Here is a 13,514-nt window from a genome sequence, read left to right on the forward strand (position 1 = left end):
CACTGTGGAGGAACCAATGCGTGTCATCGTCGCGCCCAGCGGCTTCAAGGAGTGCCTGGAGGCGCCGGAGGTCGCCTCGGCGATCGCCGCCGGCATCCGGCGCGTGGACCCGCTCGCCACCGTCGACGAGGTTCCCCTGGTCGACGGCGGCGAGGGCACGGCCCGCGCCATGGCCGCCGCGACCGGGGGCCGCCTGGTCCCGGTCACGGTGACCGGCCCGGTCGGTCGGCCCGTCACCGCCCATCTGGCGCTCCTGGGCGGCCCGGGACCACGAACCGCCGTCGTCGAGATGGCCGCCGCCGCCGGCCTGCGCCTCGTCCCCGCCGACGCCAGGGACCCCGGCGCCACGACCACCCGCGGGGTCGGCGACCTCATCCGGGCCGCGCTCGACGAGGGCGCGCGGCGGATTCTGGTTGGTTGCGGCGACTCCGGCACCTGCGACGGCGGGGCCGGAGCGCTCCAGGCCCTCGGCGCGCACGTCCGCGACAGCCACGGCCGGGAGATCGGGCTCGGTGGCCACGCGCTCCTGGACGTCTCGGACGTCGACCCCGGCGGGCTGGACCCCCGCCTCAGGGAGGTCGAGGTCCTCGTGGCGTGCAACCCGCACAACGTCCTCACCGGCCCACGGGGCGTCGCCAGGGTCTTCGGCCCGCAGAAGGGGGCGACGCCCCGACAGGTCGAGCACCTGTCGGCCGCGATGGACCGCTGGGCGGCCGTCCTCCACCAGCGGTTCGGGGCCGACCTCCGCCGCGTCCCCGGGGGCGGGGCCTCCGGGGGACTGGGCGCGGGCCTGGCCGCGGCCCTCGGCGCCCGGCTGGTGCCACGCTTCGAGGTCCTGCTCCCCCACCTGGACCTGGAGGGCCGGCTGCGCCACGCCGACCTCGTCGTCACCGCCGAGGGGGCCATCGACGCCCAGACCCCGCGCGGCAAGGTCCCCGCGGAGGTCGCCCGCCTCGCCAAGCGCCACGGGAAACCCGTGATCGCGTTGGCCGGCACGATCGGCGACGGCGCCCAGAACACGTACGCCAGCGGGATCGACGCCTACACCGGCATCCTCGACGCCCCGCTCCCCCTGCCGGAGGCGATCCGACGCGCACCCGAACTCCTCACCGACGCCGCCGAGCACGCCCTGCGACTCATCCTGGTCGGGGCCTCCCTCGCCCGAACCACCTCGCCGTCCCTCGACGCCGGGGCGCGGCGAGAGTGCGTGGTCGTCACGCCGTGACCGCGAGTGCGCCGTGCCCTCCCTCACGGCACGGCCCACTCACGGAAGACACTGTTGGCGCGTCGCCTGGGTCAGGAATTCGACGAGAAGCCGACGGCGACGTGGAGGGCCCACCCCATGCATCCCGCAAGATCAAGGAACGGTAACGTCCCTCCATGAACGCAGGTCGCGAAGGGTGGTCCCCGCGCACGCGGGGGTGAGTCGATCGGCGAGCTGATCCGAACTCGCAAGTCGACGTGGTCCCCGCGCACGCGGGGGTGGGGTTCATGTGCTGATCTCGGCGCGTGCTCCTCGGAGAATGAACAACGCTGTGCCGAGCAGCCACACGATGCCGGCGAGCACTGCGGCGGTGAGGTCGTGAGGTGGGGCGAGAACGATCGCCCACAGCTCTGCCGACGGCCCACCGGTGGGCGCGTAGTCGTAGCGGGGGCCGAACAGCAGGCACACCATCAGAAAGAACAGGGGTGTTGTCCAGCTTCTCGTCGCTCCGGCGATGACCGAGGTCATCAGTGCGAGTCCGGTCAGGGCGAGGGTGTTCCGCAGGGATCCCGCTGTCTCCGGCATTCCCTCACCGAGGAGTACCGCCAGGCACGCGACGACCGCCGGGACGTGGAGGGCCACCGCCAGCCCGGCCCGCAGCACCAGCGCCGGGCGGGGTGTGACCGTGAACGTCTGGCTGGGATTCCGGCTGTGGAGCCCGATCGCACAAGCCATGACCAGCGGGAGGAACTGGCGCAGGGGAAGGTCGAGCCGGCGGATGCTCGTCAGGGTCGGCACGGGAACGCCTTGACCGCCCACCAGGACGTTGAGCACGGCGACCCCGAGGCACACGGCGAGCAGGGTGGGCCAGCGATGGGCACGCAGCCACAACCACAGGATGTTCACGGCACCCTCGGCGGATTGGTCGAGCAGTCGCGGTGAGCCTCGACTACGGCGTGGTACCACTGGGCCTGCTGGTCAGCGGGGAGCGCCCGGAGACGGTCCAGGGCCGGGACGTCCTCGGGTGGCACCAGCGAGACCGATGGCGCGGTGGCCTGAAGCCGGTACCTGATCCAGCCGTTGAGCAGGGATCTGGTGGTGGCGGCGGGAAAGAAGCCGTAGCCGCCGTTGCCGATGGCCGCGCATTCCGGCGCAGGCGGCACCAGGCTGTACGCCAGGGACGCGACCAGGTCCTCCGGTGACTGGTAGGCCCGGACCGGCCCGATCGAAACCGCACCAGAGGACGGTGACCGGAGTCCGTTCTCGATGAAGAGTGTGGGTAGTTGCCCGAGGTCGGCGAACCGGGCGCGGAACGTAGCTGCCGCAGCGACCCATGCGTCCACGTCGTGGGCGTGCTCGGGCCACATGCAGACCGTCACCTCCCCTTCGGTGCGGCACGCCTCCCCCTGTGGCGGGCGGGGTCGGGTCAACTGGGCTCCGGTGGAGGAGATGAGCACGAGCGCGGTGGCGAGGGCAGCGGCAGAGCCGAGAACACCGGGAACGAGGTGCGGCAGGCGGGGCCAGGACAGCACGGCGACGGCGGCGAGTCCGATCGCCGCCAGCCAGAGCCACTGGCCCGCGATCGTCGTCGGAACGGGCTCCGTGTAGACGTCGCAACACTGCCGGTCCACTGTGCTCAGCCGGGCGACGACATCTTTGGTGCTGGACGAGCCGAACGCCAGGCCGAGCCAGACCAGCGCGGCGGTCACCGGGGGCGCCAGATAGCGGGGCAGGTACCGGCCGGCGACCACACCGACCAGGGCGGCGGGGATGAAACCGAACGCCCCGAGCAGCACCACGGACCAGTAGGGGTGTCCGCCTCCGCGCACGTTGAGGGCCATGACCAGGAACGTGGTGGCCCATCCCGCCAGCCCGGCGAGCAGGGCGCCTGTGGCGTCCAGCAGCGCGGATGCCAGCGGAGACCGTGGGTAGGTCCGATACAGCAGGGCGGTCCCCAGCCGGCGGTTCCGGGAGGCGTCCCACGCCGCCAGCGCCGTGGTGAGCGGGACCAACAGCACGCCGTGCTGTTGGAGTTGGCCCGTGGCCCAGAACCAGTCCACCGACCACGAGTCCGCGCCCCGCTGGCCCGCGATGATCCCGAGAACGATCATCACGGGCACACCGAACAATGCGCTGCCTCGCAGCAGCGCGACGCGCAGCACGCTCACCGGCGCACCTCCCCCATCGTCAGCGCGTCGTAGGCGGCGTCGATGTCCGCCGCCTCGATGCCGCCCCCGGTGAGTTCCGTCAGACTTCCCGCGAACAGCAGCGTTCCCTCGTCGAGCACGACCACGTCGTCGGCGATCGCGGCGACGTCCTCGGTGAGGTGGGTGCTCACCACCACCGCCCGGTCCGTGGAGAGTGTTCGGACGAGGGTGCGGAGTTCGCGGCGGTGTCGCGGGTCCAACCCGACGGTCGGTTCGTCCAGGACCAGTAACCGAGGCTGGTTGACGATCGCCTGCGCGATGCCGACTCGCCGGTGCATCCCGCCCGACAGCCGGGAGATCTTCGTGTCGGCCCGGTCGAGGAGGTCGACCGCCTCCAACGCCGCCCGCACCGCGAGGGCACGTTCCGCCCGGGGAACGAGGCGGTGCCAGGCGGTCAGCGTGAGGAACTCGGCGACGGTGAGGTTCGTGGGCAGGGTGAAGGTCTGCGGCAGGAACCCCAACGCGGCCCGATAACGCGTGGTGTCCCGTCGGCTGTCCAGCTCATCGAGACGGATTTGCCCGCACTGCACCGTTAGCCCGGTGGACAGCAACCCGAGGAGGGTGCTCTTGCCGGCACCGTTCGGTCCCAGCACCGCCGTCACACCCGGCCGGATCTCCAGATCCAGCCGCTCCAACGCCGGGTATCTGCCGTACCGGTGAGCAAGCCCTCGTACCGTGACCACGCTGTTCATCGCCAACTCAGAGCCGTTCTTCTCGTCTACAAGGGAGGAGCCCCCCTGATCTCGATCAGGGGTCTCCCGAGGGAGTAGCACGAGAAGATCATTCCGTGTGGTGGGGTGTGCGCCACCCACGCTCGCGCCACAGCCGTGCAAGGAGATCCGTGAACCCGTGAGATGCCTGGTCAAGCGGCCTTGTGGGCACTGGAACCAGGGTAGGGCGGCGCCTGGCGGCAGGATGCGTGGCCGGGTCGGTCTAGTCTGGCCGTTCGCCCCTTGGCCGTGAGGAAGCGATGACATGGCTGACCGGTACGACGTCACCGATCCCTACGACACCGGATACCTCGACACCGGCGACGGCAACCAGGTCTACTACGAGGTCTACGGAAACCCGGACGGCAAGCCCGCTGTCATCGTGCACGGCGGTCCCGGCGCCGGGATGCCCAAGGGAACCAAACGCAGCTTCGATCCGCAGCGCTACCGGATCATCCAGTTCGACCAGCGCAACTGCGGCAGGAGCACGCCGCACGCGAGCGACCCCGCTGCGGACATGAGCCTCAACACCACCGAGCACCTGCTCGCCGACATCGAGCGACTCCGTGCCCATCTGGGCGTCGGGCGGTGGTTGATGTTCGGCGGGTCGTGGGGCGCGACGCTGGCCCTCGCCTACGCCCAACGACACCCGGACCACGTGTCGGAACTCCTCCTGGTCAGCGCCATGGTGACGAGTCCCTCGGCCGTGGATTGGCTGTATCGGGGCGTCGGGCAGTTCTTTCCTGAGGCCTGGGACAGGTTCCGTCAGGGCGTGCCCGACAGCGAGCGCGACGGCGACCTCGTCATGGCGTACTCGCGTCTCATGGAGAACCCTGACGTCGAGGTCCGGTCCCGGGCGGCGCTCGACTGGTTGAGGTGGGAAGACGCCGTCATCTCGATGGAGGTGAACGGCACACCCGGCGCCTATTCCAACAGGGCGGGAGACGAGCAGATCGCTTTTGTCCGGATCTGCGCACACATCTTCGCGCACCGAGGGTGGTTGGAGGAGGGCACTCTGATCCGCGACGCGGGAAAGCTCGCCGGCATTCCCGGCGTCCTGATCCATGGCCGCCAGGACATGGGCTGCCCAGTTCAACGGGTCTGGGAACTCGCGCGGCGCTGGCCGAACGCGCGCCTGGTCGTGATCGAGGACGCCGGGCACACCGGCAACGCGGCGTTCGGACGCGAACTCAGGAAGGCGCTCGACGAGTTCGCCGACCGGCCGTGACCGCTCGATTCCTCAACCGCGGCCACGAAGGGCAGCGTCCAGAATCCGGATCAACTCGCCAACCCGCCCGCCGCCACCCGGTGCCGCCGGGAAGCGCTGGAGAACGTCGACGACGAGGGGTGTCGCACAACGCGCCGCCCGTTCAAGGTGTTGAACGCCAACAGACCGGTCATCATCAGCGGCCAGCTCGGCCGCTCTCGCCGCGTGAGCGGCTGCCCCGAGGATGTGTTTGACCTGGGTGGCCTTGGCCAACGGATGCAGGTAGGCGGCGCCCGCGGCGGACATCGCCGCCCACGCCGCCTCACGCGCGGCCGCGCTGTCCGCGCTCTTGGCTGCCCTGAGCGCCGCCCAGGCCGTGTCCCGCAGAGGCTTCCCGCGTTCACCACCCCGAGCGAACTCCCACGCGGTGTCGATCGCGGCGCGAGGCCGCGCGTCCTCCGGCTGATCTGCCTCGAAGATCCCGAGTACCGTCTCCGCGCACTCGGCCGCGAATGCGGTGACCTCACGAAGGTCCTGCTTGCTCAGGGCGATCTCGCCGTCTTCCCCTCCCACGCGTCCATCTTTCACCAAGCCGCGGAATCGGCCGCGACACAGGCCGGGCCCGCATCGCGCCAGGTGCCATCACCGACATTGACGACACCGACGGCACCCCGACACCCGGCACCCCGACACCCGCCTCCACCCTGGGGGCGAGAGATCCCACGCACCGTCAGTCCCGCCAACGGAAAACCGCTGTTCGGACAGGTGATCCCGTAGGAAGACTGCGAGTGTGGCCGTAGTGGAGAAGAGCGCGTGGGCGTCGAGCCGGGCGCGGGCGACCGGGCTGAGCCTGACCTCGTGGGTGCTGTTCGCGGGTTCGGGTCCACTGGCGAAGGCGGTGATGGCGGCGGGCTGGTCCCCGGCCACGGTGACCTCGGTGCGGATCGCGCTGGCCGCCGCGCTGCTGGTGCCGGCGGTCGCGGTGCTGCGGCCCCGGGCGCTGCGGTTCCGCCGTGGCGACCTGTGGCTGCTGCTCGGCTACGGTCTGCTCGGCGTCGCCGGGGTGCAGATGTTCTTCTTCCTCGCTGTGGCGCGGGTTCCGGTCGGGGTGGCCATGGTGCTGGTCAACCTGGCGCCCGTGCTGGTGGCGTTGTGGGTGCGAGTGGTGCGGCGCACGCGGCTCCCCTGGCTGGTGTGGCTGGGTATCGGGCTGGCCGTGTCCGGCCTGGCCCTGGTCGCGGAAGTCTGGCAGGGCACCCGGCTGGACGTGCTCGGCATCGCGGCCGGGCTGGCCTCGGCGATCTGCTCCGCCGGGTACTTCCTGCTCGGCGAGCACGGCGCGAGCAGGCATGACTCGTTCGGTCTGACCGCGGCCGGGCTCGTGGTCGGCGCGGTGGTGATGGTCGCGGTCAGCCCACCCTGGGCTCTGCCCTCGGGTCTGCTCACCGCCCCCGCGAACCTCGGCGGGCTGGGAGCCCCGGCGTGGCTGGTGCTGCTGGCTTTGGCCGTGGTCGGCACCGTGCTCCCCTACCTCGCCGGGCTGCGGGCACTGCGTGATCTGTCCTCGGCCGTGGCCAGTGTGCTGGCCCTGGTGGAGCCGGTGGTCGCCGCCGTGCTGGCCTGGCTGCTGCTCGGCCAGGCACTCGGCGCGACGCAGGTGGCCGGGGCGGCGACACTGCTCGCCGGCGCGGTCCTGGTGCAGGTGGCCGGCGCGAAACCCCTCCCGGATGGCCAGCCGGCGCAACCTGGGGACGACAACAGTGGCGGACCCGATCCCGTGGGACGAAACGTCCACATTGGACAGTCACCGGGACCGACCTCCAACTCGGCGAGCACTCCCCGCGGGTCACTTTGATCACGCGCGCCGACGTGGCCCCTGCGCGTGCCCCACAGGGGGCGGACGCACCAGGCGGCGGGCACGGTGAGCCAACTGATCACGCCATCGGCCACTTCGGCGGTGGACCCGGCACGACGATCACATCGCCTGCGATGGCCACGGTCGGCCGCTACCGGTGGTGTCCACCGCTCGCAACGTCAACGACCGCACCATGGTCGAGGCCGCGCTGACAGCCGTGCGGTTCCGGCCGCCGGGGCCGGGCCGGCCCCGCATCCACCCGGACCGGGTGATCGCGACAAGGAGCTACTCCAACCGCGCTCGTCGCACTCAGCTTCGTCGGGGGCATCCGGGCCACCTCACCGAACGCCAGGGCCAGCACGCCCACCGTGCCCGCCATGGCCGGATCGGTGGCCGCCCACCCACCTCCGATCCCGTGATCCACCCACGCCGCACGATGGTCGAACCCTGCTTCAACCGGGCCCAAGCAGTTCCACGCGATCGCCGCCCGCGACGACAAGACCGCCATCCCCTACCGAGGCATGATCGACTTGGTCACCCTGCTCATCCGACGATGAGAACACGGCCTAGCAATCCCGGTCGCATGCCGCGCTCTCCGGACGATCGCGGGCACCGAGCTGGCGCGCACCGCCGAAGGCGTTCCCTGGCCGCACCCTGCCGGAACCGCGCTCACGCGCCGTGGAGTCCGTGGCAGAGGGTGTCGAAGGCGGTGCGCGCTACCGTCACCAGCTCGCGGCGAACCTGGGCGCCATCCTCCCCCGCCATGACGCGGCGACGCAGCTCGCGTTGGACGGCGCGGTGGATGCCGGCGATGGCACCGGCCAACACCGCGGGTACGGGGACGGTTCCCTCCTTCTCCAGTTCGGCGGCGAGGGCCAGTTCGACGCCCTCCGCGATCTCGCGTTCCCTGGCGCGCAGCGCGGGACTGTCCTGGAGGACCTGCCAGAAGCGGAGACCGAGGTCCGACGTCGGGAACTCGGAGCGGTCCCGTTCCAGCGCCTCCACGAGCTGGTCGCGGACGGCCTCGACCGGGCAGCGGCCCGGCTGCCGGTCCCGGACGATCGCGGCGAGTTCGCCCTCGACCTCGGCCTGCCGGTCGAAGAACAGGTCCTCCTTCGTCGGGAAGTAGTTGAAGACCGTCTGCGCGGAGACACCCACGTGACGCGCCACCTCGGCGACGGTGACCCGGTCGAAGCCGCGCTCCAGGAAGAGCGGGAGCGCGGCGTCCGCGATCGCCCTGCGGGTCTGCTGCTTCTTGGTCTCGCGAAGTCCCACCCGACCATAGTAGAGCCACACAAAATTTTGTGTCACTCAAAAAATCTTCTATGGTGGGAGCCGTCACCACCCCGACACCCCGCCGCACGCGCCCCGAGGCGCCACGACGCAAGCCGGACGCCACGAGACGCGCGCACCGCGAAGCCCATGCACGACTGACCACCACACCCGCTGATCGGTTCGGCCGCACAGCACAACGACCTGAATCCGCACAAGCGCGCCACCCGCGCCAACCACCGCACGCGCCGCCGGCGCCGCACAGAAGGAGCGAGCCCCATGAGCACCGCACACCACCCCCTGGTCATCGTCGGCGCAGGACTCGGCGGCCTGACCCTCGCCCGCGTCCTGCACGTCCACGGCATCGAGTCCGTCGTTCTCGATCTCGACCCGTCGCCGCTGGCTCGCGCCCAGGGCGGCATGCTCGACATCCACGAGGAGTCCGGGCAGGTCGCCCTGCGCGAGGCCCGCCTCCACGACGAGTTCCTCACCAAGGTGAACCCCGGTGGGCAGGCCATGCGCGTCGTGGACCAGCACGCCAACGTCCTGCGTGAGGAGGCCGACGACGGCACCGGCGGGCGCCCCGAGATCGACCGCGGCGACCTGCGCGCCCTGCTCCTCGCCTCACTCCCCGACGGCACCGTGCGCTGGGGTTCCAAGGCCACCTCTGTCCGTTCGCTGGGCGAAGGCCGGCACGAGGTCACCCTCGCCGACGGCACCGCGCTCACCACCGACCTGCTCGTCGGGGCCGACGGCGCGTGGTCGCGCGTGCGCCCCCTGCTCTCCCCGGCCACCCCCGCCTATACCGGCATCTCCTTCGTCGAGCTGACCCTGCACGACGCCGACACCCGGCACCCCGAGTGCGCCGCGCTCATCGGCGGCGGCATGTTCTTCGCCGTGGCCGGCGGCAAGGGCATGCTCGCCCACCGCGAGACGGACGGCAGCCTTCAGGTCTACGTCGCGCTCCAACTGCCCGAGGACGGCCTCGCCGCCATCGACTTCACCGACACCGACGCCGCCAAGGCCGCCCTCCTGGAGCACTTCGCCGACTGGGCGCCCACGCTGCGCGCCCTCATCACCGAAGCCGACGCCCCCCTCGTCCCTCGGCTCATCCACCAGCTCCCCGTCGGACACCGCTGGGAGCGCGTCCCAGGGGTGACCTTGCTGGGCGACGCCGCTCACCTGATGTCGCCCTTCGCCGGCGAGGGCGCGAACCTCGCCATGGCCGACGGCGCGGACCTCGGCCGTCTCCTCGCCGAACACCCCGAGGACACCGAGGCCGCGCTCAGCGACTACGAGGCGATCATGTTCGCGCGCGCCGAGGAGAAGGCCCGGGAAAGCGCCGCCTCTCTCGACGTCATGTTCCACCAGGACGCCCCGCGGTCCCTGGTCGACATGTTCGATGCTCTGTACGAGGCGGCTCGGGAGTCGGACCGGTAAACGTCACCAGACAACAGTGCCGGCGATCTCACGTTTCCGAAATCGTTGCCAGCCAAGCACATCCGGCGAACCACTCTCCACAGAGGACAGAGAGACGACGAGCCATCGCGGTTCGCGCTCCCCACGGGGCCGGCACATGCCGTGGTTACCCCGGCGTTACCTCCTGAGGGAAAAGTGCCGTCTTGGCGAGGCCGTACAGGTCACCTAGCGTGCGGTGGTCACCAACGGTAACCACAGGAGTTGACGTGTCCACCCCTGACATCACGGTGCGTCGGATCGCCACCAACGGCATCGAGGCCAACGTCGCCATCGCCGGCACCGGACCCGCGGTCGTGCTGCTGCACGGCTTTCCCCACACCTGGCGGCTCTGGAGCGAGGTCATCGGTCATCTGGCCCCGCGTTTCCGGGTGATCGCCCCCGACCTCCGGGGTTTCGGTGACAGCACTCGCGCCGCCGAGGGCTACGACGCCGAGACCCTGTCGGTCGACGTCGAGGGAATCCTCGACGCCCTCGACGAACCCACCGCGGCCGTGGTCGGGATCGACGCGGGCACCCCGCCGGCGTTCCTGCTCGCGATGCGGCGGCCCGACCGGGTGCGCCGGCTGGTCGTGATGGAGTCGCTGGTGGGGGCGCTGCCCGGCGCCGAGGAGTTCCTCGCGGGCGGCCCGCCGTGGTGGTTCGGCTTCCACTCCGTTCCGGGTCTGGGCGAGACCGTCCTCTCTGGACACGAGGCCGAGTACGTCGACTGGTTCCTCAACGCCGGAACGCAGGGGCGTGGCATCCCCCACCACATCCGGGACGCCTTCGTCGCCGCCTACTCCCAGCCCGACTCCCTGCGGTGCGCCTTCTCCTACTACCGAGCCCTCCCCACCAGCGCCCACCAGGTCCGCGACGCGGTGGCGCGGAGCCGGCTCACCGTGCCCGCCATGGCGATCGGGGCTCACCCCGTCGGCGACGCTCTGGAGCGACAACTCCGCCCCATCGCCGACGAGCTGGTGGGTCACGTCATTCCGGACTGTGGCCACATCATCCCGTTGGACCGCCCCCAGGCGTTGCTTCGTCTGCTGCTGCCGTTCCTCGACGCCGATCAGTTGACGTGCGGGCGCTCGAACGAGTGAACCCGTCGCCACTCAGACGGGGACAGTGGTCTCCTGAAGGGCGCCCGGGGCCACCGGGGTCGACGGGCAGGACGGAGGCGCTGCCATGGGGAACGCTCAGACGTGGACGGGTCCGGTGCCGGCCCTGCCGGTGGACGGGAACGCCTACCGGGACGCGTTCACCACCTTCCTCGCCGGCACCAACGAGAAGGAGATCGCTCATTCCTCCCTGCTCCGGGTGGTGGAGGCCCTCCCCCAGCGGCAGGTCCTGCTGGACGTCGGCCCGGGAGACGGGAGGACCACCCACCTGCTGGGTCGACACTTCGAGCGGACGCTGTGCGTCGAGCCCAGCGCCCCCATGCGCGAGCTGCTGCGGCAGACCTGCCCCGACGCCGACGTCCTGACACGACCCGTGCTCGACGCCGAGGTGGACGTGCCCGTCGACCTGGCGCTCCTCTCGCACGTGCTGTACTACGCGCCCGAGGAGCAGTGGGCGTCGATCGTCCTGCGGATCATGGGCTGGCTGCGGCCAGGCGGCCGACTGGTCATCATCCTCCAGAACCCCGACAACCCCTGCATGCGCATGGTCCAGCGGTTCACCGGGGCGCGCTTCGACCTCTCGTCGCTGCGTCGGCGGCTCCGCGACGCTCCCGCCGAACTGGTGGGGACGGTGCGGCACGAGCTGTTGCCCGCCCATTACCGGACGACGAGCCTCTCGGACGCCCTGGTGGTCGCCGAGTTCCTCCTCAGTGTCCCTCGCCAGGAAGACCACCCGACCAACATCGACAGGACCGCGCTGCGCGCCTACGTCCTCCGTCACTTCGCTGACGACGACGGTGGCTACACCATGTCCCACGAGCAGGACGTCCTGCACCTGTGGCGGCCCGGGCCACCGGACGGCACCGCCCTCGAGAAGGAGACCGCCTCCTGAACAGGGACCGGAGCGCGCTGTCGGCCACCGCGCCGGGGCTCCGCGCCGGGGCTCCGCGCCGGGGCTCCGCGCCGACCTGGCCACCCACCACGTCGGCGCGGACCCCGCAGGACACCTCGTCCCGTTGCGCGCGCGGCGCCTGCTCAGAACCGGTGAGGCCGGGCCGGCGCGGACCGAGCCGTCTGGGAGTCGCTCGGCGCGGCCTTACCACAGGCGGCGGCGTCGAGCAGGTTCTGCACCTTGGCGCTCAGCTTCTGCGCCGCCCCGCTGTCCCTGGGGTCGAAGTTGCCCTCGGACATCGAGAGTTCCATCCGCCTGCTGCCGTCCGGGGTGCTGTACACGTAGGAGCTGTACCCGGGGATCCCGCCGCTGTGCCCGTAGAAGACCCCGCCACAGGCCGGTCCGAAGTCGACGATCTCCAGGCCGAGGCCGTAGCTGAAGTTCCCGACGACCGGCTGCGCCTGCCGCATCACCGCCAGCAGTTCCGGCTTGAGGAGCCGGCCGTTGTGCAGGGCGGAGATGAAGCGGTCCAGGTCCCTGGTCGTGGAGATGATCTCACCGGCCGCGCCGGCCCAGGACGGGTTGAGCCGGGTCACGTCGTGCACCTCGCGCTTGCCATCACGGGTGAACGCGAGGTAGCCGTGGGCGTGCGGGCCGGGGATGGACACGCGGGTGCCGGGGATGCTGGTCTCCCGCAGGCCGAGCGGCCGCAGGACGCGGTTCTCGACCTGGGTCGCGTAGGGGGTGCCGGTCGTCTTCTCGATCAGCAGCGCGATGAGCGCGTAGTTCGTGTTCGAGTAGGACCACTTGCTCCCCGGCTCGAACAGCGCGGGCTGCGAGGTCCCGATCTGGGCCAGGTCCGCGTGGGTGTAGGTCCGGAAGCGGTGCGGGAAGAACTCCGGCCCGTCCACGGGGATGCCGGGTCCCCGCGTGCCGTCGGGGTTGTCCCCTGCGAGGTAGTCGGCGATGCCGCTGGTGTGTTGCAGCAGCATGCGGACGGTGACGCGGGGGTCGATCCTGAACTGGGGCAGGTGCCGGTGGACCGGGTCGTCGAGTCCGATCCTGCCCTCGTCGACCAACTGCAACACGACGGTGGACACGAAGGTCTTGGTGATGCTGCCGACCCGGAACCGCCCGTTGGCGGGGACCTTCTCGTGGCGGCCGAGTTCCCGCACGCCGGAGGTTCCGACCCAGTCGCCCTGGTCGTCGTGCACCCGGACCTGGAGCCCGGCGACGCCGGCGTCGGTCACCTCCCTCATCGCCCGCCGCAGGGCCGACCGGTCCTGCCGACCCTGCGTCTCGGCGGCGGACTCCTCAGCGGACGACTCGCCGGACCTCTCGGCGGACGTCTCCGCCGCGGGGTCGGCCGGTGCGGCGACCGCGGTGGCCGCGCCGAGCAGCCCGGTCGCCAGCGTGGCGGCGAGGGCGGCGGCGGTGAGCCGGCGGATGCGCAGTCTCACGATGGGTTCCTTTCCCTGAGGTGAACGGTTGGCGCGTTCCCGCCCATCGTGATCAAGAAGACGAAAGGGTCACATCGGTCGAGCGGCCAACCCGGACTCGGCCTTCTGCCGATGATTCCCGGCCCATGTGT

General features: G+C 71.1%; 12 protein-coding genes and 1 pseudogene. 7 read left to right on the forward strand and 6 right to left on the reverse strand.

What is annotated here, in order from left to right; all coding sequences use genetic code 11:
• Window positions 1–16: 16 nt before the first annotated feature.
• Entirely contained in the window at window positions 17–1,225 is a 1,209-nt protein-coding gene (locus tag LX15_RS14870) for a glycerate kinase family protein (protein WP_253670173.1), read from the forward strand.
• A gap of 264 nt (window positions 1,226–1,489) precedes the next feature.
• Here the strand turns inward: LX15_RS14870 and LX15_RS14875 are convergent, their stop codons facing one another.
• Genes LX15_RS14875 through LX15_RS14885 form a run of 3 tightly spaced genes read right to left on the reverse strand, consistent with a single transcriptional unit; the run spans window position 1,490 to window position 4,103 of the window.
• Complete coding sequence (locus LX15_RS14875; protein WP_253670174.1) at window positions 1,490–2,110, reverse strand: hypothetical protein; 621 nt, start codon at window positions 2,108–2,110, stop codon at window positions 1,490–1,492.
• Window positions 2,107–3,372, reverse strand: a complete 1,266-nt coding sequence (locus tag LX15_RS14880) for a DUF7224 domain-containing protein (RefSeq protein ID WP_253670175.1) — start codon at window positions 3,370–3,372, stop codon at window positions 2,107–2,109. The genes LX15_RS14875 and LX15_RS14880 overlap by 4 nt, the downstream gene beginning before the upstream one ends.
• The gene (locus LX15_RS14885; protein ID WP_253670176.1) at window positions 3,369–4,103 is read right to left on the reverse strand and encodes an ABC transporter ATP-binding protein; all 735 of its coding nucleotides are present in this window, start codon (window positions 4,101–4,103) and stop codon (window positions 3,369–3,371) included. Before LX15_RS14885 ends, LX15_RS14880 begins: the two co-directional genes overlap by 4 nt.
• A gap of 283 nt (window positions 4,104–4,386) precedes the next feature.
• On the opposite strand from LX15_RS14885, the gene pip reads away from it, so the two are divergent.
• Window positions 4,387–5,349 carry a prolyl aminopeptidase gene (pip, locus tag LX15_RS14890; protein WP_253670177.1) on the forward strand — a complete coding sequence of 321 codons (963 nt, stop codon included), beginning with the start codon at window positions 4,387–4,389 and terminating at the stop codon, window positions 5,347–5,349.
• A 12-nt stretch (window positions 5,350–5,361) separates the two neighbouring features.
• Here pip and LX15_RS14895 read toward each other — a convergent pair whose 3' ends face one another.
• A complete protein-coding gene (locus tag LX15_RS14895) occupies window positions 5,362–5,901 on the reverse strand; it encodes a putative immunity protein (RefSeq protein WP_253670178.1) in 540 nt (179 codons plus the stop codon).
• A 217-nt stretch (window positions 5,902–6,118) separates the two neighbouring features.
• Here LX15_RS14895 and LX15_RS14900 point away from each other — a divergent pair, with 217 nt between their 5' ends.
• Both LX15_RS14900 and LX15_RS33565 read left to right on the forward strand, forming a co-directional pair.
• Window positions 6,119–7,183, forward strand: a complete 1,065-nt coding sequence (locus LX15_RS14900) for an EamA family transporter (protein WP_253670179.1) — start codon at window positions 6,119–6,121, stop codon at window positions 7,181–7,183.
• 124 nt (window positions 7,184–7,307) lie between these two features.
• Window positions 7,308–7,640: pseudogene (locus LX15_RS33565) on the forward strand (IS5 family transposase); the annotation flags it as partial.
• Between the two features lie 212 nt (window positions 7,641–7,852).
• Here LX15_RS33565 and LX15_RS14905 read toward each other — a convergent pair.
• Complete coding sequence (locus LX15_RS14905) at window positions 7,853–8,458, reverse strand: TetR/AcrR family transcriptional regulator (RefSeq protein WP_253670180.1); 606 nt, start codon at window positions 8,456–8,458, stop codon at window positions 7,853–7,855.
• A gap of 276 nt (window positions 8,459–8,734) precedes the next feature.
• Between LX15_RS14905 and LX15_RS14910 the strand changes: the two genes are divergently transcribed.
• From LX15_RS14910 to LX15_RS14920, 3 genes are all read left to right on the forward strand, one after another.
• Complete coding sequence (locus tag LX15_RS14910; protein ID WP_253670181.1) at window positions 8,735–9,895, forward strand: FAD-dependent oxidoreductase; 1,161 nt, start codon at window positions 8,735–8,737, stop codon at window positions 9,893–9,895.
• Window positions 9,896–10,140: 245 nt separating this feature from the next.
• Window positions 10,141–11,013 (forward strand): alpha/beta hydrolase, encoded by an 873-nt coding sequence (locus tag LX15_RS14915; RefSeq protein ID WP_253670182.1) that lies wholly within the window; start codon window positions 10,141–10,143, stop codon window positions 11,011–11,013.
• An 85-nt stretch (window positions 11,014–11,098) separates the two neighbouring features.
• Window positions 11,099–11,923, forward strand: coding sequence for a class I SAM-dependent methyltransferase (locus LX15_RS14920; RefSeq protein WP_253670183.1), 825 nt, complete (start codon window positions 11,099–11,101; stop codon window positions 11,921–11,923).
• A 143-nt stretch (window positions 11,924–12,066) separates the two neighbouring features.
• On the opposite strand, the gene LX15_RS14925 is transcribed toward LX15_RS14920, so the two are convergent.
• Window positions 12,067–13,383, reverse strand: coding sequence for a serine hydrolase domain-containing protein (locus LX15_RS14925; RefSeq protein WP_253670184.1), 1,317 nt, complete (start codon window positions 13,381–13,383; stop codon window positions 12,067–12,069).
• Window positions 13,384–13,514: the final 131 nt, after the last annotated feature.

It is taken from the genome of Streptoalloteichus tenebrarius, assembly GCF_024171885.1.
GTDB classification, from domain to species: domain Bacteria; phylum Actinomycetota; class Actinomycetes; order Mycobacteriales; family Pseudonocardiaceae; genus Streptoalloteichus; species Streptoalloteichus tenebrarius.